Here is a 20,369-nt window from a genome sequence, read left to right on the forward strand (position 1 = left end):
TCCGACCCCGCCATGGATGATCCGGAATCAGGCGGTCCCCGCGCCGGTCTCTGACCGCTCGGGCACCTCGAAAAGCACGGCAAAGGGCGCACCCCGGTGGTGCGCCCTTTGCCATGCTTCGCCTGCGGGCCTGGAACCTGTCCTCAGGCCCGGTCCAGTCCGCGGACTGCAGGACCTTCCAGCAGAGCTCCGTCGGCGGCGAAGCGGGAGCCGTGCAGCGGGCAGTCCCAGGACGCCTCCGCATCGTTCCAGGAGAGCACTCCGCCCAGATGGGGGCAGATCGCCGAGACCCGGGAAACGTCTCCGTCCACCGTGCAGACGCCCACGGGTTTCAGATTCCGGCGCACCACCTTGCCCTGCCCCTCCGGGGGTGCGGACTCGTTGGTGTCGGCCATCGATGACGCCCATCCGGCCAGCATTTCCAGCCCCACTTCGGCGTTGTCCCGCACAGCGGTGAGCACGTCCCGCGAGGACAGCTTCGGCTGGTACCAGTTCCTTGCCCGGCTGCTTTCCGGATCCGGGCTTATTGCCTCGCTGATGGACTGTGCCGCAGCAACGGCATTGGTCATGCCCCACTTGTTGAAGCCGGTGGCGGCAAAGATGCTCCCGTTGCCGAACGGCACCTGTCCCACATAGGGCAGGCCCGCTGCCGGCTCATAGTCCTGCGCGGACCAGGCATAGGCCGCAGCCGACACCGGAAAATTCCGTACCGTCCACTCCGCCAGATCATCCACCAGCGCCTGGGGGTGCGGATGGCGCCCGACGGCGTGTCCGTTGCCGCCGGAGATGAGATAGTCCGTTCCGTCCACCCGGGCGGTGCGCAGAGACCGGGACGGGGCATCGATGGACAGGTACATTCCCTGCGGAACCTCGCCGCTGATCGGATGCGCCGCCGCGTAGGACCGCAGCGGCAGGAGCCGGGCGAAGTAACCGCCGCGGTCCAAAACGGGAATGCCGGTGGCCAGAACCAGATGCCGGGCGGTCACCGAGCCGGATGAGGTGACCACGCGGATCCGCTCTCCGGCAGCCGTGCCCGCCCCGGTGACCCGGACGCCCTGGACCAAGGTGCCGCCGCTCGCCCGGAACTCGACGGCGAGCGAGGCCAGGGCCTGCAGCGGATGGATCTGTGCCTGCCCGGCAAGCTCAAGGGCACCGGAAACTTCAAACGGCAGTTCAATGTCCCGGGTCATCCGCACCGGAAGTCCGGCCGCGGACGCCGCGGACAGTTCCTTCTCCAGGCTCTGCCGGCCGCTGTCGCTGTTCGCGTAGGTGTAGGCGGTGCGGATATCGTGGTCAACGCCGTGCTCCCGGCAGAATTCCAGGAGCCAGTCCTGGCCCGCGCGGTTCGCTTCCACATAGCTGCGGACGCCGTCGGCTCCCTGGTGGGAGGAGATGCTGGACAGCTGCAGACCCTGGAGCAGGGATACCTTCGCGGTGGTGTTTCCGGTGGTGACGGCCCCTGCCTGGCGGGCCTCCAGCACAGCCACTTTCCGGCCGCGGCGGGCCAGCAGAAGGGCAGTGGTGAGACCTGTCAGGCCGGCGCCGACCACGACCGTGTCGTAGGAACCTCCCGGATCGAAGGCGTCCACGGGAATGGGTGGAGAAGTGGCCAGCCATAGTGATTCCAAGGATCAGGCCTCCAGCCAGTCGGTGGACGTGATGTGCGAGCCGCCCTGGGGCCCCATCTGCAGCATCCCGCCGTCCACAGGCCAGGAGGCGCCGGTGACGTAACTGGCGGCTGGGGAGGCGAGGAAGGCGACGACGGCGGCAATCTCCCGCGCGTCCCCGGGCCTGCCGAGGGGAATGCCCGGGCGGTCGGCCAGATGCGGATCCTCGTTGTGCTGGTCAGTCATGGGGGTGGCGATCTCACCCGGGGCCACCGAATTGACGGTGATCCCGTACTGGCCCAGCTCCAGAGCCAAAACCTTCATCAGACCGCCCAGGCCGTGCTTGGAGGTTGTGTAGGCGGAGGAGCCCACCCTCGGCTGGGTTTCGTGGACGCTGGTCACGGCGATCAGCCGTCCTTCCCGTCCCGCGTCAACCATCGTGCGGGCCGCATGCTGCAGGCAGACAAACGCGCCGTTGAGGTTGGTGTCCAACGTCTGCATCCAGGTTTCATAGTCCAGCTCCAGGAACGGCTTTCCGTCTCCCGTGCCGGCATTGTTGACAAAGACGTCCAGTGAACCGAGTTCCCGGACCAGATCATCAATGACGCTGCCGCAGCCGGGCAGATCGGTGGTGTCCAGCCGGGCGGTGAAAGCCCGCCGGCCGTGGGAGCGGACCTCGTCGGCGGTTTCCTTTGCACCTTCCTCGTCCGTGTTCCAGGTGATACCCACGTCCAGCCCGGAAGCTGCCAGCGCCACTGCCGTGGCCCGGCCTATCCCGGAGTCCGATCCGGTGACGATCGCTGTGCGGGGGGTGAAAACCATGACTCTGTTCCCTTCTATCGGTGATGCTAAGTATGCTTCCCATGTTCCCGGAATTGTGCAACAGTTGAAGAGTATTCGTTCCGGGGAATATGTCCCGTGTGCCGGCTGCAGCCGGCGATTAACAGGCAAGGCAAAAGGAGTTCGGCAAAGCAAAAGGAGTTCGCTATGTCCTATCCCACCGGCGGCAGATCACTCCGCCGCACCAATGCCCAGCGGGCGTCCTGGTACTTCGGCTTAATCTTCATCGTGATCGGTGTTCTGGGATTCGTTCCGGGAATTACCCAGAACTACGAGGCCCTGTACTTCGCCGGAAATATGTCGGAGGCAGTCCTTCTCGGGGTTTTCCAGGTGTCCATTCTGCACAACATCGTCCACCTGTTGTTCGGCTTCCTCGGGCTCATCATGGCCAGGGCTAACAACACGGCCCGAATTTTCCTCATCGGCGGCGGGATTGTTTACCTGCTGCTGTGGATCTACGGATTGATCGTTCCCCATCACTCCGCGGGAAACTTTGTTCCCGTCAACAACGCGGACAACTGGCTGCACCTAATTTTGGGCATTGCCATGGTCGGACTGGGTCTGCTGTTTGGCCGCAGCCAGGCCACTTCGGGCAGGACCTCCACCGCGTAAAACAGGACCTCCGCACCGTAAAAAACCACGGAAAGGACCGGCAATTGCCGGTCCTTTCCGCTGTCCGGCCCTTGTTCAACCGTGATGGTTCAACCGCCATTGTCCAACGCCGTCCTCATACCGTTCGGATTTCACCCGGGCCTGCAGAAAAAGGCAATAGACCGCTGGCATCCCGGGTACATCCGCCTTCGGCGGCTGCGGGGTGCTGGTCACGGGCGTGCGCGGTGGCTAGCGTAGGGGAATGGACGCCAGCGAGATTCAGCACCGGATTTCAGAACTAGTGGAGAAGGAACAGTCCCTGAGGGACTCGCCTGCCGGCGAGCATCCTGAGGACCGGATGGAGCAGCTGCGCCGGGTTGAGGAGCAGCTGGACCAGTGCTGGGACCTGCTGCGGCAGCGCCGGGCTCGCCTGGACGCCGGCGAAAACCCGGACGATGCGACAGTCCGGCCGGTCGGCGAGGTCGAAGGCTACAAGCAGTAACTGCACCGCAGGCTGCGCCATCGGCTCAGGACTTCGGCGACCTCAGGACTTTGGACGCAGTGCTTTGTCAGTCGCCGGACAGGACCTCCCGGGCGAGTGTGGCTGCGCCCAGGGTCCGGCGGAACGGGCTCTGACCGGTCGCAGTCTCCAGCAGGGCCCAGATCACCAGTGAAGCTTTGCTCAGGCTGCCCATGAGGTCCCGGTACTTCGGCGTCAGCGCCATCATGGACGCGGCACCAAACCCGGCCCACGCAAGGATGGGAAGGTTGGGTGCTTCAAAAATCCGGATCCGCCCGTTGCGGTCGCGGAAAAAGTTCGTGATGGCCATGGCCTACGCACCCTTCTTGGTTTTGGCGGCAGTTTTCCGCGCCGCGGGTTTCTTCTCGCTGGATTCCCCGTCGTCGGTCTTGCGCCGGGACGAGGACCGTGACCCCGAGCCGCCGGATTTCGTCCCGCCGGATTTTTTGCCGCGGTTTTTTTCCACGCTGCGGCGCAGCGCTTCCATCAGGTCCAGGACCTTGCCGCCTTCGTCGTCGGACTCGCCACCAAAGGTTTCCTCGGTGTCCAGTGCCTCGCCCTTTTCGAGCTTCGCTTCGATCAGCGTCTTCAGCTGTTCCTGATAGTCGTCGGTAAATTCGGCCGGGTTGAAGTCCGAGCTGAAGGAATCGACGAGGGCGGAGGACATTTCCAGCTCCTTCGCGCTGATCCGCACCTTCTCGTCCAGGGACGGGAAGGACGCCTCGCGCACTTCGTCCTCCCACAGCAGTGTCTGCAGGGTCAGGACGTCACCCCGGACCCGCAGGGCACCGAGCCGGCTCTTTTGGCGCAGCGAAAACTGCACAATGGCCGTGCGCTCGGTGTCCTCGAGCGTCCGGCGCAGCAGCACATAGGACTTTGTGGACTTGGAGTCGGGCTCCAGGTAATAGGTCTTGTTGAAGAGGATCGGATCGACCTGCTCGCTGGGAACGAATTCGACGACGTCGATCTCCCGGCTCTTTTCCACCGGCAGGGAGGCCAGGTCCTCATCAGTGAGCACCACGGTCTGCTCGCCGTCGTCGTACGCCTTGGCGATGTCCTTGTACTCCACCACCTCGCCGCAGATTTCGCAACGGCGCTGATAGCGGATGCGCCCGCCGTCCTTTTCGTGGACCTGGTGCAGGCTGACGTCGTGGTCTTCGGTGGCGGCGTAAACCTTGACTGGGACATTGACCAGTCCAAAGGCGATGGCGCCCTTCCAGATGGCTCTCATGTAGTCCAGTGAACACTAAACCCCGGCGTCCGGGCCAGAGCGTCCCCGGGCCGGATCCGCGCCTGCCACCTCCTCGCCTATGGCCCGGTAGAGGTCCGGATCGGTGAAGTAGGCACTGTGCGACGCCGGAAACGGTTCGCCCGAGGTGATCTCCACATCACGGATCCCCGCGCTGCCGGAAAAGACATTTTCGGCGCAAAAGGACAGCAGATCCCGCTCATCCCAGAAGTTCAGCCACGGCACCGGAACGCTCCCCGGCTTTCCGGGTCCGGCATGAGCCAGCCCGCCCAGCAGGTAGAGCCACGGGCTTTGGGAGCCGGCGGTGACCAGCAGGTCAACCCGCATGCCGGCTGCGTCCCACTCCGGCCCGGTCAGCAGATCCACCGCCGCCACCCCGCCGAGGCTGTGCCCGAACAGGATGACCGGGGCGTCCTGCGGGGACAGGCGCAGGGCATTGGCAATGACGGACCGGGCGTCGGCTCCGCGGCGGAGGTAATAGATGATGCTGCGAGAAAAATCCGAAGCGGCTTCGGTCAGCGGCACGCGTCGGTCTACGGCGGCATTGGTCACCAGCTCCAGCACCCATCGCTGCACGCTGCCGGCCAGCACCCGTTCCTCCGCAGCCGCCGTATCCGTTTCCGCGGCCGCACCGGCCCCGGAAGCAGCAGGCCAGGGCGCCGCTGCTGCGCGCAGCAGATCCATTCCGGCCATTGCCAGGCCCCGTCCGCCGTCGGGCCCGGGCAGCTCCGCCGCGGCGGCGCTGTCCCGGTAGCGCGGCGGCAGTGCCGGCACCACGCTGACATCGCGAGCCGCGCCGGCGGCCCACGCGACATTCAGGACGGTGTAGTTGGCCAGACCGGGTTCCAGCACCAACTGCTCGCGGATGATCCGGGCAGGAACAGGATCGGGGCCGCCGGTGCCCTGCAGGAAAACCGGGGTTCCGGCGGCGGGAGCTGCAGTGCTCACGCCGGCCTTTCCGGTCCGGACCGGGCGTCCGGACACTGTTCAGGGCGCCACTGTAGGCACGCTGGCGGCGGAGCCGCCAGAGTCCTGACGAGAAAGCCCGGATGCTGCCTGCCGTGAAAGCCCGCAGGATGTCGGCGGCGCCCGCGGAACGCCGATAATGGAAGGGACGGAGGCGAATATGGGCAAGACTGCAGGCAGTGACGGGTTAGCGGACCCACGCGGCTCCGCCCGGTCCGAACTGACGGTGGGCCAGGTGGCGGAGCGCAGCGGGGTGGCGGTTTCCGCGCTGCACTTTTACGAGCGGCAGGGCTTGATCGCCAGCCGCCGCACGGCGGGGAACCAGAGGCGCTTTGACCGCTCCGTGCTCCGGCGGGTTGCGGTGATCCGGGCCGCCCAGCGCGCGGGAATCCCGCTGGCCACCATTGCGCGCGCCCTGGAAGAACTGCCGACGGACGCTGTGCCGGATCACAATGACTGGCAGCGGCTGTCACTGGCGTGGCGGCAGGAACTGGACGCCCGGATCCACTCCTTGGAGGCTTTGCGGGACCGCCTCGGCGGCTGCATCGGCTGCGGCTGCCTCTCGCTTGCCGAATGCCGGTTTGTAAACCCCGACGACGAATCAGCCGGCCGGGGAACCGGTGCACCCGTCCTGGACTACTGATGAGCGGCTGCGGCCGGGCCGCGGGTCGCCGCAGCGGGCGGGCTCCGATTTGACCTCAACCATTGTTGAGGTTCTAGCGTAGGACCTATGCTCACAGACCATTTCAAGGACGCCTTCCGTGCCCATCCGGCGGGAGTGGCCGTCATTACTGCCGACGGCGGGTCCGGTCCGGTGGGACTGACTGCATCGTCTGTGTCTTCCGTTTCGGCCGATCCGGCCATCCTGGTCTTTTCGCTGGCCTCGGCCTCCGGTTCAGCCGGCGTTGTTGCCTCTGCCGAGACCATTGTGGTGCACCTCCTGGGCGCCCGGAATGCCGGGCTGGCCGATCTTTTTGCCCGCCCGGGTTCCGAACGCTTCACTTCGGCGCTGGCCTGGGAGGATCTTCCCACCGGGGAACCGCTGCTGCGGGATGTGCCGCGGGCCCTCCGCGCCCGAATCCTGGAGCGCACCGCCGTCGGCTCCTCCGTACTGGTAACTGCCGAAGTCCTGGAGATCCTGAGCCCGGGGGCGCCGGACGAGCCGCTGGTCTACCACAACCGCACCTATCACCGGCTGGGTGACCACTCCACGCTCTAACCGGCGGACCCGGCGGACGGGCGGACAGGCGTAAGCAGGGCGGCCGGAGCAGCGCCGGCCGGGGTCCCTCGGGCCCAGGTGGGAACGGGCGCGCAAATGGCCTAGAGTGCTTTGCAGTGACACGGGGTGCCGACAGGCTGAGATAACACCCGTTGAACCTGATCTAGTTCGAACTAGCGAAGGGATGTCGCGGATGACTATTCGCCTGACACCGTTAATCGTTTCCACCCTCCTGGCGCGCCTGCGCGCCGAACCGCCCCTGGTGCAGTGCCTGACCAATGCCGTGGTCACGAATTTCACCGCCAACGTTCTGCTCGCGCTGGGCGCAGCACCGGCGATGACCGACATACCGGGGGAGGCAGGACCGTTCGCCCGGGCGGCCTCGGGTGTGCTGATCAATTTGGGCACCCCGCATGAGGAACAGCGCCGGGCCATGCTGGAGGCCGCCGAAGCCGCCAATGATGCCGGTACCCCCTGGGTGCTGGACCCGGTGGCCGTGGGCAGCCTGCCGGTGCGCACTGCCCTCGCGGCCGAACTGCTGGCCCTGCAGCCGACGGCCATCCGCGGGAACGCCTCGGAAATCATTGCTCTGGCCGGCCTCGGGTCCGGCGGCCGCGGCGTCGACGCCACCGACGATCCGGAAAGCGCCCTTCCGGCGGCGCTCCTGCTGGCTGAAAAATACAGTTCCGTTGTCGCCGTCTCGGGCCCCACTGACGTGATCACAGACGGCGTACAGACCCTGCGGGTCAGTAACGGTGATGCGCTGCTCACCAGGGTCACCGGCGGCGGCTGTGCGCTGGGCGCTGTCACCGCAGCATTCCTGGGCGCAGCCGACGACGGCGGCAAGTTGGCCGCAGTGGCGGCGGCAACCGCCGTTTACACCGTTGCGGCTGAACCGGCAGCGGAGTCCTGCTCCGGACCGGGCAGCTTCGCCGTCGGCTTCCTCGACGCCCTCGCCTCTCTCAACGCGCAGGACCTGAAGCAGCGGCTGGTGAGCGCATGAAGGCCGGAGTCGCTGACGTGTCCCGGGCCCGGGAGCGCGTCCACAACAGCGGCATTTACTTGGTGACCGACACGGTCCTTTGCGGGCCGCGCGGGGTCGTCGAGACCGTCAGGGCCGCAGTGGCAGGCGGCGTGGAAACCATCCAGGTACGGGAAAAGAACGCCTCGGCGGCTGATTTTTACGCCCTGGTCCTTGCTGTCGCCGAAGCCGCAGGAAACCGGGCGACCGTACTGGTGGATGACCGGGTGGACATCTACCTGGCGGCCCGGGCCGCCCGCGCCGGCGTCCACGGAGTCCACGTGGGCCAAAGCGACCTGCCCGCCGAACTGGTGCGCACGCTCGTGGGCCCGGACGCCGTCGTCGGCCTGACCGCCAACACCGCGGAGCATCTGGAAGCGCTCGCAGCGCTGCCGCCGGGAACCGTGGATTACCTCGGGACCGGGGTCATCCGGCCCACCCGCACCAAAGCAAATCATCCGAAGCCGCTGGGAATCAGCGGATTTACCGAGTTCGCGGCGCGGGCGCCGCTGCCGGTGGTGGCCATCGGCGGCATCGTGCGCGAGGACATCGGTGCGCTGCGGGCAGCCGGTGCCACCGGCGCCGCAGTGGTGTCGGCCATTTGCGCAGCGGCCGATCCGCAGGCTGCAGCCGCGGATCTGGTCCGGGCCTGGCATGCAGGGAGCCACGCATGAGCGCCGGCCGGATCCCCCGGATCCCCCGGATCCTCAGCATCGCCGGCACCGATCCGACCGGCGGCGCCGGAATCCAGGCCGACCTCAAATCCATCGCGGCCACGGGCGGGTACGGCATGGCCGTCGTCACCGCGCTGGTCGCCCAGAACACCCGCGGCGTGCGCTCGGTGCACACCCCGCCGGCCGGCTTCCTGCGCGAACAGCTGGAAGCCGTGGGCGACGACGTCGGCATTGACGCCGTGAAGATCGGCATGCTCGGCAGCACGGATCTCACGCAGACTGTTGACGCGTGGCTGGCGGAAGCCGGCGTGCCCGCCGTGGTCCTGGACCCGGTCATGATTGCCACCAGCGGCGACCGCCTGCTGGACGACGGCGCGGAGGCGGCCCTGCGGCAGCTGCTGCACCGCGTGGACCTGGTGACGCCGAACCTGCCCGAGCTGGCCGTGCTGGTGCAGGAACCGGTAGCGGAGTCCTGGGACTGCGCCCTGGCACAGGGCAAACGGCTCTCTGCCGCCTACGGCGTCAAGGTCCTGGTCAAAGGCGGGCACCTGGCGGGGGACCGGTGCCCCGATGCCCTGGTGGATGCCGGCGCAGCGGACCCCCTGGTGCTGCAGGTCCAGGCACCGCGGGTGGACACGGTCAACACCCACGGCACGGGATGCTCGATGTCCGCCGCCATGGCGACGTTCCATGCCCGCCTGGGCCGCTGGGACCAGGCGCTAACGGCGACCAAAGCCTGGTTGCAGGAGGCGTTGGAAAATGCCGACGAGCTCGACGTCGGTGCCGGCCACGGGCCGGTGCACCACTTCCACGGGGTGTGGGAACGCGGGCTGGAGCCCCTCCCGGCAGCGGGGACGGTGCAGGAACCGGTGGAGGAAACACCGCCCGTGGAAGCGGCCGGTCCGCACACCGGGGCGCTCTGGGAGCAGACGGCCGCCGTACGGACGGAAATCAATGAACTGGACTTCGTCCGGGACCTGGGCAGCGGAAAGCTGAACCGGGAAGCCTTCGACTTCTACCTCGCACAGGATGCCCTGTACCTCCGCGGCTACGCCCGGGCGCTGGCGCGTGCCAGCGAACTGGCTCCCGCCTTTGAAGAGCAGGTGTTTTGGGCCAGGGCGGCGTACGACGCGCTGGCCACCGAGATGGAGCTGCACACCTCGTGGCTGCCGGAGACGGGGGGCGCGGGACGCGGAGCTTCACCGGGGCCGGTCACCCGCGGCTATCTGCAGCATCTGCTGGGCAGCGCCGACGGTGCCGGTCCGGTTCGGGGTGCCCACGAATATGAACGGCTGGTCGGCGCCCTTCTGCCCTGCTTCTGGGTCTATGCGGACGTGGGCGCCCGGCTGTCCGGGACCAACCATTCCGGCCACCCCTACGCCGAATGGTTGAACACCTACAGTGATCCCGCCTTTAACGAGTCCACGGCAGCCGCGGTGCGCATTCTGGAACGCGTGCTGGACCGCAGCGCCGAGGACGTCCGGGAGCTCACCCGCTCGGCCTTCCGTGAATCGACACACCGGGAGTATGAGTTTTTCGCCGCGGGCGCGGGAGAATCGTAAGCACAGCAGCGGTGCCGGGCGGAGGCAGCAGCTCCCGCCCGGCATCCCCAACAGAAACGAGAGCACAGTGGTCAAGAAAAACTCCGCCAAGGACCTCACCGCCCAGCAGAAAAAGATGGTTGGGGTCGGAGCCACCGTCCAGGTGCTCCTGGCCGGCCTTGCCCTCGCGGACATCTGGCGCCGTCCCGCCGCCGAGGTGCGGGGACCCCGGGCGCTGTGGTCCGCGGCCTGCGCCGTGAACTTCATCGGTCCGCTGTCCTACTTCATCTTCGGCCGGCGCAAGTAGGCGTGGCGCCCGCAACGCGCTGGCCGGGCACCGGCCGCGCTGCCGGAGGAAAGACCGGAGGGAAAAACAGCACCGCAAAGACGCGGGAACCGGCACTGGATCCGGTCCGCCTGAACGCACTGACCGATGCGGCGGCGCCCGAAGCCTCCGGCAGCTTCGAGGGACTGCTTTTTGACGGCCGGTCCTTTGACGGCACAGACCTGCAGGGCAGCACCTTCACGGAGTGCGAATTCACGTCGGTGTCCATGACGGAGACCGGCCTGCGCGGAGCCAGGTTCCTGGATTGCCGGTTCAACGGCCTGTACGCGCCGGTGTTCCGTGCACCGCGCAGCACCTTCCGGGACGTGGTGCTGGAGGGCAGCAGGCTGGGATCGGCCGAGCTGTATGACAACGGCTGGAACTCCGTCCACATCGACGGCGGGAAGCTGGACTTCGTCAACCTGCGCAGCTCCCGGCTCACCGACGTGCTGTTCAGCGGCTGCACCATCGAGGAACTGGACCTGGACGGCGTTCAGGCCACCCGCGTGGCCTTCCGGAACTGCCGCATCGGCAGTTTGAACCTCTCCGGCGCCGTGCTGCAGGACGTGGACCTGCGCACCACAGACTTCCGGTCCATTACGCACCTGCCCGGTCTCAGCGGCGCCACTGTGGATGATGCGCAGCTGATGATGCTGGCGCCGCTGCTGGCGGCGAACCTGGGCCTGCGCGTGGAAGGCTGACTTAGCTTTCCTCCGCCAGCCGGGCCGCGTGCTTGGTGATGTTCTTGGCCATGGACGGGAAAATCAGGCCGTGGAACGGGGCAATCAGCCACCAGTACAGCTTGCCGCCCAGCCCCTTGGGGAAGTAGATGGCACGCTGCCGGTAGAGGCTGCCGTCGCCGTCGGGATCCACCCGCAGCTCCAGCCAGGCCTTTCCGGGAACCCGCATTTCGGCGCGCAGCCGCAGCAGGCTTCCGCGCTCGAGGAGCTCCACCCGCCACCAGTCCACGACGTCGCCGGTGAAGAGGGTGGTGGGGTTCCGCCGGCCGCGGGTGAGCCCGGCGCCGCCCACGGTCTTGTCCAGCACCCCGCGGATGGCCCAGGCCATGGGCAGCGAATACCAGCCGTTCTTGCCGCCGATGCCCTCGATCACCCGCCAGACATGCTCCGGAGCCACCGCAGACCGGCGCTGGCGGGAATCCACGTAGACGGTCTGCCCGGCCCAGTTCGGGTCGCTGGGCAGCGGGGATGAGGCCTCATCGGCCGCCGGGGAGGCTCCGGCCCAGGTGGTTTCCACCTCGCCGCGCTTTTCCTTGCCCAGCGCCCGCTTCACCGCTTCGGAATAGCCGGTGCGGCCGCCGTCGGGCCCCGGCAGGTAGTCGTCGATGTCGTGTTCCTTGGCCACGGCGTCGTGCTGGAGGGATTCGACCAGCGGCAGCGACATGGACCGGGGAATGGGCGTCACCAGGGCCACCCACATGCCGGCCAGCCGCGGGGCGGGCAGGGGCAGGGCGTAGATCCGGCGCCGCGGCAGGCCCGCTTCCTCAGCGTAGCCGTTCATGATCTCCGCGTAGGTCAGCACTTCCCGGGACCCGATGTCGAACGTGCGGTTGATGTCCGCGGGGAGGTCGACGGCACGGACTAGGTAATGCAGCACGTCGCGGATGGCAATGGGTTCGATTCGCCGGCGCACCCAGCTCGGCGCGGGCATCACCGGCAGGGTTTCGGTCAGGTGGCGGATCATTTCGAACGAGGCGGACCCGGAACCGATGACCACTCCGGCCTGGTAAACCACCGCGGGAACCTTGCCCTCAAGCAGGATCCGCCCCACCTCGGTGCGGGAGCGCATGTGCGGGGAGAGTTCACCCTCCGGATGCAGGCCGCCCAGATAGACAATCCGCCGAACGCCCGCTTCTTCCGCGGCTCGGGCGACGATGTTCGCAATGTCCTCCTCCTGGGCCGCGAAGCCCTTGCCGGAGGCCATGGAATGGACCAGGAAATAGACCGTATCCGTGTCGGCCATGGCACCTGCCACGGAGTCCCTGTCCGTGAGGTCGCCCTGGACAATCTCGACGTCGTCGTGCCACGGCACATCGTTCAGCTTCTCCGGGGAACGGACCAGGACGCGCACTTTGTGTCCGTCCTGAATCAGGAGCGGAACCAGCCGCCCGCCGATGTAGCCCGTGGCGCCCGTTACCAAAACCCGCTGTGGATCCGTCATCTTTCCAACTTACACAGGTCCTTCCACTGAACCGAGGGGAGCAGGAACGCCCGTGGCGTAATTCCCCCAGCAGTCTGGCAAATAGTGGAAATCGGCCCGTATTCCCGGTAAGACTAGGGACCATGGCGAGCAGCGGAGCGGGTCTGAAGCAGCAGGAAACCGTCAATGTGGACGGCCACCGCCTGCGGCTGACCAACCTCGACAAGGTGCTCTATCCGGAAACCGGAACCACCAAGGCCGAGGTCCTGGCGTACTACGCCGCGGTTGCCGAGGCGCTGCTGCCGCACTCCCGCGACCGCCCGTGCACCCGCAAGCGCTGGGTGCACGGCGTAGGCACTCCGGAGGATCCCGGGCAGGTGTTCTTCCAGAAAAACATTGAGACCTCCGCCCCCACCTGGGTGAAGCGGTTTCCCATCGAGCATAAGAGCGGCACCAACATCTATCCGCTGGTCAATGACCTGGCAACGCTGACCTGGCTCGCCCAGAGCGCCGCCCTCGAAATCCACGTGCCGCAGTGGCGCTTCGGCCCGCGCGGCAAGATCAACAACCCCGACCGGCTGGTGCTGGATCTGGACCCGGGAGAGGGCGCCGATCTGGCCCAGTGCGCCGAAGTTGCCCGGCTGGCCCGCGACATCCTGGCCGACATGGGCCTCGATGCCCGCCCGGTCACCAGCGGATCCAAGGGCATCCATCTGTACGCGGCGCTGGACGGCCAACAGACCTCCGAGGAGGTCAGTGCCGTGGCCCACGAACTCGCCCGGGCACTCGAAGCCGACCATCCGGACCTGATCGTCTCCGATATGAAGAAGTCGCTGCGCACCGGAAAGGTGCTGCTGGACTGGAGCCAGAACAACCGCAACAAAACCACCATCTGCCCATACTCCCTGCGCGGACGGTTCACCCCCACGGTTGCTGCTCCGCGGACCTGGGAAGAGCTGGAAGACCCCAACCTGGCGCAGCTTGATTACGAAGAGGTTGTGCGGCGGCTGGCCGACGACGGCGACCTGCTGGCGGGCATGGACTCCGGGGAACTGGATGCGGACGCGCTTGGGGACGGCGAATCCGCCGCCGCTGACCGGCTCAGCAAATACCGCAGCATGCGCGATGCCGCCAAGACACCCGAACCGGTGCCCGAGGAGCCCGCCGAACCCTCCGAGGGCAACAGCTTTGTCATCCAGGAGCACCACGCACGGCGCCTGCACTGGGATTTCCGGCTGGAGCACGACGGCGTCCTGGTTTCCTGGGCGCTGCCCAAGGGCCCGCCGGATTCACCGGACAAGAACCATCTGGCCGTCCAGACCGAGGACCATCCGCTGGATTACGGCAGTTTTGAAGGCACCATCCCAAAGGGCGAATACGGTGCCGGAGAGGTCCGGATCTGGGACCACGGCACCTACGAGAAGGAAAAATGGCGGGACGGCAAGGAAGTCATCGCAGTGCTGCACGGACAGCCCGACGGCGGACTCGCCTCTGAAGGCAGCGCCGACCGGCGGTTCGCGCTGATCCACACCGGGGGCCAAGGCGGGGCCAATAACTGGCTCATCCACCTCATGAAGCACCAGCCGCAGTCCGGACCGAACTCCGGGTCGGAAGACGCCGGGGCGGCGGCGAAGAAAGCCGGGCCGCTGACGAAAGAACCCGCAGCCACGGCAAAGGCCGGCGAAAGGAACGGGGCAGGTTCTGCAGATTCGCCGCAGGAGGCAGTCGCAGCAGCCGCCGCGGCACCCGCGCCCAGCCGTAAAACCCTTCCGGGTACGGCGGACGTCCCCCGGGCCGTGGCCGCCGACGCAGCGGAGCACGGCATGCCGTCACTGGAACCCATGCTCGCCACCTTGGGCACCCGCGCCGACGTCGGCGACGAGGACGAGTGGGGCTTCGAGATGAAATGGGACGGCGTCCGCGCCATTGTCGAAGTCACCCCGGAAGGAACCCGGCTGATCAGCCGCAACGGCAATGACATGACCGCCGCCTACCCCGAGCTGCAGGAACTGGGCGAGTACCTGAACGGGGAACGGGCCGTCCTCGACGGCGAGATTGTGGCGGTCAACAAGGCCGGCCGCCCCGACTTCGGGCTGCTGCAGCCGCGGATGCATCTCACAAAAAGGCGCGAGATCGAAGCCGCCGCCGCCCGGACCCCCGTGCATTTGATGCTCTTTGACCTGCTCTGGCTGGACGGAAATTCCCTGCTGGAACTGCCCTATACACAGCGCCGGGAGATCCTGCAGCAGGCGGTGGAACCTGCGGGGGAGGACGGCCATGTCCAGGTGCCGCCGGCGCTGGACATGTCCATGGAGGACGCGGTGGAATCCAGCAGGGAACTCGGGCTGGAAGGAGTGATGGCCAAGCGCCTGGCCGCCGTCTACCTGCCCGGCCGGCGGTCCAGGAGCTGGATCAAGCTCAAGAACTCCTTCACCCAGGAGGTGGTGGTGGTCGGCTGGCGCCCGGGCAAGGGCAACCGTGCCCACAAGATCGGCTCCCTGCTCGTCGCCGTCCCGGACGGACATGACCTGACCTATATCGGCCGGGTGGGCTCCGGGCTCAGCGAAAAGGACCTGGCCCTGGTGGGCGGCAAACTCAAGAAACTGGGCCGCAAGACGCCGCCGCTCAGTGACGTGCCCGCCGCCGACGCCTCCGACGCCCAGTGGGTCCGGCCCGTCCTGGTGGGTGAGGTGACCTATTCGGAGCGCACCTCCACCGGCAAACTCCGCCACCCCGCCTGGCGGGGGCTGCGGCCGGACAAGAAACCCTCCGACGTCGTGATGGAAGTCCCCTGACCGCCTGCTGACAGATCCGCTGAACCGTTCCGCCGCCGCACCTCCGCCGCCGATCATCCGCCGTCGGAACCCGCTGAACCAACCCGCCAAGGAGGCACCGCATGACCTCTGCGCCAATTGCACCGGAACAACCCCTGAGCGAGACCCTGACAGACGTGGACACGTGGTGGCGGGCCGCCAACTACCTCTCCGCCGGGCAGATCTACCTGCGGGACAACCCCCTGCTGCGACGCCCGCTGGAAAAGAAGGACGTCAAGGCCCGGCTGCTGGGGCACTGGGGCACCACACCGGGCCTCAACTTCATCTACGCCCACCTGAACCGGTTCATCCGCGAGCAGCAGCGGGAGGTCCTGTTCATCACCGGCCCCGGCCACGGCGGCCCCGCGAACGTCGCCAACGCCTGGCTCGAGGGCACCTACTCCGAGATCTACAGCCACGTGGGCAAGGACGAGGACGGCCTGCGGACCCTGTTTCGGCAGTTCTCCTACCCCGGCGGCGTGCCCAGCCACGCGGCCCCGGAAACCCCCGGCTCCATCCACGAAGGCGGTGAGCTGGGGTATTCCCTGGCACACGCCTACGGTGCGGTGTTCGACAACCCCAACCTGATCGCCGCCACTGTCATCGGCGACGGCGAGGCCGAAACCGGGCCGCTGGCCGCCAGCTGGCACTCCAACAGCTTCCTGGATCCGGCAGTCGACGGGGCAGTGCTGCCCATCCTGCACCTGAACGGCTACAAGATTGCCAACCCCACCATCCTGTCCCGGATGCCCGAGGAACAGCTGGTGAAGCTGATGGAGGGCTACGGCTACCGCCCCTACCTGGTCACTGTGGAGGACCCGGCGTCCACGGCACAGGGGCACGCCGATTTCGCCGAGGCGCTGGAAGCCTGCCTGGCGGAAATCGACGCCATCCAGGCGCCCTACCGCTCGGGGGCGCGCACGGCAGTTCCCGCCGACGCCCCGGACGCCGACGAGCGCAACATCCATGCCCCGCGCTGGCCGATGATCGTGTTCCGCTCGCCGAAGGGCTGGACCGGCCCGGCCGTGGTGGACGGCAAGCAGGTGGAGGGCACCTGGCGGGCGCACCAGGTGCCGCTGTCCGAAATCCACGACAACCCGGAGCATTTGGCGCAGCTGGAGGAATGGCTGCAGTCCTACCGTCCGGAGGAACTGTTCGACGACGCCGGCCGGCTGCGTGCCGGGATTGCCGCGCTCGCCCCGGCCGGAGACCTGCGGATGAGCGCCACCCCGTACGCCAACGGCGGCCGGCTGCTGCAGGACCTGGCACTGCCGGCCTACGCCGAGCACGCCGTGGACGTGGAGAAACCCGGAACACAGCGGATCTCCCCGATGATCACCGCCGGCGGCTACCTGCGGGACGTCATTTCGAAAAACCCGTCCAATTTCCGGATCTTCGGGCCGGACGAGACTGCCTCCAACCGGCTGCAAGCCGTCTACGAAGTGACGGACAAGGCCTGGCAGCAGCGCATCGACGAGATCGATGAGAACCTCGCCCGCAGCGGACGGGTGGCGGAAGTCCTGTCCGAGCACCTCTGCGAGGGCTGGCTGGAGGGCTACCTGCTGACCGGCCGGCACGGGGTGTTCAACTGCTATGAGGCCTTTGTCCACATTGTCGATTCCATGTTCAACCAGCACGCCAAATGGCTGAAGGTCAGCCGCGGGCTCTCCTGGCGGCAGCCCGTGGCATCGCTGAACTACCTGCTCTCCAGCCATGTATGGCAGCAGGACCACAACGGCTTCTCGCACCAGGACCCGGGCTTCATTGACCACGTGGTGAACAAAAAGGCGGACGTCATCCGGGTGTACTTGCCGCCGGACGTGAACACCATGCTCGCCGTCACCGAGCACATCCTGGGCACCCGGGACCGGGTGAACGTGGTGGTTTCGGGCAAGCAGCCCACCCCTGCCTGGCTTAGTCCGCAGGAAGCGCTGTTGCACGTCCAGCGGGGCATCGGCATCTGGGACTTCGCCGGAAGCGAAACCGCGGGGCCCGGCGGGAAGACCGATCCCGACGTCGTCATGGCCTGCGCCGGCGACGTGCCCACGCTGGAAACCGTGGCGGCCGCCGCCCTGCTGAAGGAGCAGTTGCCGGACCTGAAAATCCGGGTGGTCAATGTGGTGGACCTGATGCGCCTGCAGGACGAGGCGGAGCACCCGCACGGGCTCTCCGACAGGGATTTTGACACCCTCTTCACCCAGGACAAGCCCGTCATTTTCGCGTACCACGGCTATCCCTGGCTGATCCACCGGCTCACGTACCGGCGGACAAACCACGGGAATCTGCACGTGCGCGGCTACAAGGAGGAGGGCACCACCACCACGCCGTTCGACATGGCAATGCTGAACCAGATCGACCGGTTCCAGTTGGCCATAGACGTGCTGGACCGGGTAGCGTCGCTGGGATCAACGCAGGCCGGTTTCCGGCAGTGGCTGCAGGATGAACGGGCACGCTGCCGGCAGTACACCCGGGACGAAGGGCAGGACCCGCCGTACATCACGGGCTGGGAACTGCAGGAAGCCTCGGAACAGACTGCGGACTGAGCCGCGAAGGTACGTACTATCCATCTATCGAAGGAGAGTTCATTGACCACTGATCAGACGAGCGTAGTAGTTTCCCGGGTCATCGATGCCTCGGCAGCAGACATCTTCAACCTGTTGTCCAACCCCGAGCGCCACTCCGAGCTGGACGGCTCCGGCATGGTGGTCTCGGACGAGAAGACCGACCGCATCACCGCTTCGGGCCAGGTTTTCACCATGAACATGAACAACGAAAAAATGGGCGACTACCAGACGGAAAACCACGTCACCGGGTACGACCACAACAAGCTGCTCGCGTGGCAGACGGCTCCGGCCGGCACCGAGCCCAAGGGCTGGCAGTGGGTCTGGGAGCTGCAGGCCGACGGCGCGGATTCCACCGAGGTCACCCTGACCTACGACTGGTCCCACGTCACGGACAAGGAGACCCTGAAGAAGGTGTCCTTCCCGATGGTGTCCAAGGATGACCTCGAGGAGTCGCTGAACAAGCTCGCCGCGGCGGTCTCCGGAGCGTAGCGCTTCTCACCCCCGCACGACGACGGCGGCCGGTTCCCTTCGCGGTGAAGGAAACCGGCCGCCGTCGTAGGCTGTGCGATGCTGCTGGCACAGCGCACGAACAGCATGTGCGATGCTTCCAACAAGTGGCTGACAAACGCACTCGTAGGATGGACTTTAAAGATTCAGGAAAGGCAAGCGCATATGGCAGATCTCCTGAATCTGGACGACTGGGACTGGGCCGATGAAGAACCGTCAGGGGAGACAGACAAACAATGGCTGAGAGAGCCAGCCAGCGGGTCCAGATGGTTATTCAAACCGAACAAGCCTGACCGCTCTCAGGACGAGGCTTCCAGTGAGTACGCGGCTGGACAAATTGCACGATTGTTCAATGTGCCGGCGGCTACGGTGTCCTTGGGGCTCCGCAACGGCATACTTGGCTGTATCTCGTTGAACGTGGTGTCTGCGGAAACGCACGGGCTCGTTGACGCGGCGACATTCCTCAGTGCTATGGAGGAGGATTTCGACCCAAGGGATCGTCAGAGCCGTGGCCACAACCAAGAGAATATAGTTCGGCTACTCAGAGAGCTGGATCCGCCGGCCGCTTCCTTCCCGGGAGTGACAGCCACTGAAATCTTCGCGGACTATCTCTTGTTCGACGCATTCATCGGCAACACGGACAGGCACAGCAAGAACTGGGCCATTGAGACGCGCCTGGATGGTCCGGAGTTGCTGGCTCCAACTTTCGATCATGCCACTTCGCTGGGGATCACCAGTCGGGGGCGGGCTCGGGAGCGGTTGCTGGGGAACCTCACAGCCAAGACTGTCGAAGCCTTTGCAGAACGCGCGCATGCCGGTCGGTTTGAGGACGGACGGGATCAAAGCTTGGTGACTTATGCCATGCTATTTCTCAGGCGGTACGCCCCCGATCGTGCTTCTCTCTGGCAGCAGAGACTGGAGACCTTGGACATGTGTGAAGTACATGACGCTATTCGGTCGTCCGCAATGTCACCGCCCGGCGTTACGCTAGCTCTAGCCGTCACAACCACGAACAGGGAGAGGATGTTGAGATGCTTGAGATAGCTGGGACGAATCAGCTCAAGTCGACCGTCGCTGAGAACTCCCTCCTCGTTACATGGCAGAATCCGGAAACACGAGCTTGGTTCCTGATGGGCCACCTGCGGGAATCAGACGGCAGGTACACATTTGCCTATTACCCGGGTGTTGAAGAAAACTCTGATTTCCGTCCGGTTCCGGGGTTCGCCGACGTCTCAAAAACTTATGAATCCCGTGTCCTCTTTCCTCTTTTCTCATCCCGTCTCATGTCAGGGAAAAGGGCAGACCGCCCGGAATGGCTCGAATCCCTGGGGCTCCGGTCAGATGCAAACGCCTTCGAGATATTGGGCCGCTCCTTAGGCCGCCGTGTCGCTGACACCGTGGAACTGTACCCGGAACCAATTGTGGACTTTGCGGCGCGCACGGTGACTGCTGAAGTGCCAATTCATGGGCTCCGTTACCACCCTGACGGCCTGGATTTACTGGACCGTGGTGCACTACAAATCGACGACCGACTTGTAGTAGTCCCGGAGCCAGACAACAGGTACGACGACCGAGCGCTGGCCATATTCACGCCGGGCGGGGTCAAACTCGGATATGTGCCCGCGCCGATCCTCGAGTATTTGGCACGAAGTGGCCTGTCTTCACACAACGCGACAGCGACGGCAGTTCATGTGAATCCAAGGCAGTACGGCCACCACCAGCGCCTAATTCTCAACGTTGTGTGGAGCCTCTAACGCAAGGGAAGAACAGGA

Annotated in this window: 20 protein-coding genes and 1 riboswitch; of the genes, 14 read left to right on the forward strand and 6 right to left on the reverse strand. The window is 66.1% G+C overall.

The window, feature by feature from the left end; translation table 11 throughout:
* Positions 1-143: 143 nt before the first annotated feature.
* On the reverse strand, positions 144-1,628 hold the full coding sequence (locus M1D40_RS00120) for an FAD-dependent oxidoreductase (RefSeq protein WP_461169764.1): 1,485 nt from the start codon (positions 1,626-1,628) through the stop codon (positions 144-146).
* A gap of 3 nt (positions 1,629-1,631) precedes the next feature.
* Entirely contained in the window at positions 1,632-2,429 is a 798-nt protein-coding gene (locus M1D40_RS00125; RefSeq protein WP_341394576.1) for an SDR family oxidoreductase, read from the reverse strand.
* Positions 2,430-2,594: 165 nt separating this feature from the next.
* Between M1D40_RS00125 and M1D40_RS00130 the strand changes: the two genes are divergently transcribed.
* Positions 2,595-3,059 (forward strand): DUF4383 domain-containing protein, encoded by a 465-nt coding sequence (locus M1D40_RS00130; protein WP_461169765.1) that lies wholly within the window; start codon positions 2,595-2,597, stop codon positions 3,057-3,059.
* A 241-nt stretch (positions 3,060-3,300) separates the two neighbouring features.
* Positions 3,301-3,540 (forward strand): DUF2630 family protein, encoded by a 240-nt coding sequence (locus tag M1D40_RS00135; protein WP_341394578.1) that lies wholly within the window; start codon positions 3,301-3,303, stop codon positions 3,538-3,540.
* 67 nt (positions 3,541-3,607) lie between these two features.
* Here M1D40_RS00135 and M1D40_RS00140 read toward each other — a convergent pair whose 3' ends face one another.
* From M1D40_RS00140 to M1D40_RS00150, 3 genes are read right to left on the reverse strand one after another with little or no spacing between them, the layout of a single operon-like run.
* A complete protein-coding gene (locus tag M1D40_RS00140) occupies positions 3,608-3,868 on the reverse strand; it encodes a hypothetical protein (protein ID WP_461169766.1) in 261 nt (86 codons plus the stop codon).
* Positions 3,869-3,871: 3 nt separating this feature from the next.
* Positions 3,872-4,789: a non-homologous end joining protein Ku gene (gene ku / locus M1D40_RS00145; RefSeq protein ID WP_461169767.1), complete on the reverse strand. Its 918-nt coding sequence runs from the start codon at positions 4,787-4,789 to the stop codon at positions 3,872-3,874.
* Between the two features lie 15 nt (positions 4,790-4,804).
* Entirely contained in the window at positions 4,805-5,755 is a 951-nt protein-coding gene (locus M1D40_RS00150) for a hypothetical protein (protein ID WP_461169768.1), read from the reverse strand.
* A 178-nt stretch (positions 5,756-5,933) separates the two neighbouring features.
* Here M1D40_RS00150 and soxR point away from each other — a divergent pair, with 178 nt between their 5' ends.
* The 7 genes from soxR (at position 5,934) to M1D40_RS00185 (ending at position 11,254) form a co-directional block, all read left to right on the forward strand.
* Complete coding sequence (gene soxR / locus M1D40_RS00155) at positions 5,934-6,416, forward strand: redox-sensitive transcriptional activator SoxR (RefSeq protein WP_461169769.1); 483 nt, start codon at positions 5,934-5,936, stop codon at positions 6,414-6,416.
* Between the two features lie 87 nt (positions 6,417-6,503).
* The gene (locus tag M1D40_RS00160; protein WP_461169770.1) at positions 6,504-6,992 is read left to right on the forward strand and encodes a flavin reductase family protein; all 489 of its coding nucleotides are present in this window, start codon (positions 6,504-6,506) and stop codon (positions 6,990-6,992) included.
* A gap of 112 nt (positions 6,993-7,104) precedes the next feature.
* A riboswitch (TPP riboswitch) is annotated at positions 7,105-7,194 on the forward strand.
* A complete protein-coding gene (gene thiM / locus M1D40_RS00165) occupies positions 7,186-7,995 on the forward strand; it encodes a hydroxyethylthiazole kinase (RefSeq protein ID WP_461169771.1) in 810 nt (269 codons plus the stop codon). Its footprint overlaps the riboswitch before it by 9 nt.
* On the forward strand, positions 7,992-8,687 hold the full coding sequence (gene thiE / locus M1D40_RS00170; protein WP_461169772.1) for a thiamine phosphate synthase: 696 nt from the start codon (positions 7,992-7,994) through the stop codon (positions 8,685-8,687). Before thiM ends, thiE begins: the two co-directional genes overlap by 4 nt.
* A complete protein-coding gene (locus M1D40_RS00175; RefSeq protein ID WP_461169773.1) occupies positions 8,684-10,249 on the forward strand; it encodes a bifunctional hydroxymethylpyrimidine kinase/phosphomethylpyrimidine kinase in 1,566 nt (521 codons plus the stop codon). The genes thiE and M1D40_RS00175 overlap by 4 nt, the downstream gene beginning before the upstream one ends.
* Positions 10,250-10,316: 67 nt before the next feature.
* Positions 10,317-10,535, forward strand: coding sequence for a PLDc N-terminal domain-containing protein (locus M1D40_RS00180; RefSeq protein ID WP_341394587.1), 219 nt, complete (start codon positions 10,317-10,319; stop codon positions 10,533-10,535).
* Between the two features lie 2 nt (positions 10,536-10,537).
* Positions 10,538-11,254, forward strand: coding sequence for a pentapeptide repeat-containing protein (locus M1D40_RS00185; protein WP_461169774.1), 717 nt, complete (start codon positions 10,538-10,540; stop codon positions 11,252-11,254).
* Between the two features lies 1 nt (position 11,255).
* Here M1D40_RS00185 and M1D40_RS00190 read toward each other — a convergent pair whose 3' ends face one another.
* Positions 11,256-12,734, reverse strand: coding sequence for an SDR family oxidoreductase (locus tag M1D40_RS00190; RefSeq protein ID WP_341394589.1), 1,479 nt, complete (start codon positions 12,732-12,734; stop codon positions 11,256-11,258).
* Positions 12,735-12,856: 122 nt separating this feature from the next.
* Here M1D40_RS00190 and M1D40_RS00195 point away from each other — a divergent pair, with 122 nt between their 5' ends.
* The 5 genes from M1D40_RS00195 to M1D40_RS00215 all read left to right on the forward strand — a co-directional run bounded on the left by M1D40_RS00195 (position 12,857) and on the right by M1D40_RS00215 (position 20,351).
* Positions 12,857-15,508, forward strand: coding sequence for an ATP-dependent DNA ligase (locus M1D40_RS00195; protein ID WP_461169775.1), 2,652 nt, complete (start codon positions 12,857-12,859; stop codon positions 15,506-15,508).
* 101 nt (positions 15,509-15,609) lie between these two features.
* Entirely contained in the window at positions 15,610-18,069 is a 2,460-nt protein-coding gene (locus M1D40_RS00200) for a phosphoketolase family protein (protein ID WP_461169776.1), read from the forward strand.
* A gap of 42 nt (positions 18,070-18,111) precedes the next feature.
* Positions 18,112-18,579 (forward strand): SRPBCC family protein, encoded by a 468-nt coding sequence (locus M1D40_RS00205; RefSeq protein WP_341394592.1) that lies wholly within the window; start codon positions 18,112-18,114, stop codon positions 18,577-18,579.
* Between the two features lie 78 nt (positions 18,580-18,657).
* The gene (locus M1D40_RS00210; RefSeq protein ID WP_461169777.1) at positions 18,658-19,641 is read left to right on the forward strand and encodes a HipA domain-containing protein; all 984 of its coding nucleotides are present in this window, start codon (positions 18,658-18,660) and stop codon (positions 19,639-19,641) included.
* Positions 19,629-20,351, forward strand: a complete 723-nt coding sequence (locus M1D40_RS00215) for an HIRAN domain-containing protein (protein ID WP_461169778.1) — start codon at positions 19,629-19,631, stop codon at positions 20,349-20,351. The genes M1D40_RS00210 and M1D40_RS00215 overlap by 13 nt, the downstream gene beginning before the upstream one ends.
* Positions 20,352-20,369 lie beyond the last annotated feature (18 nt).

It is taken from the genome of Arthrobacter sp. Z1-15, assembly GCF_054792395.1.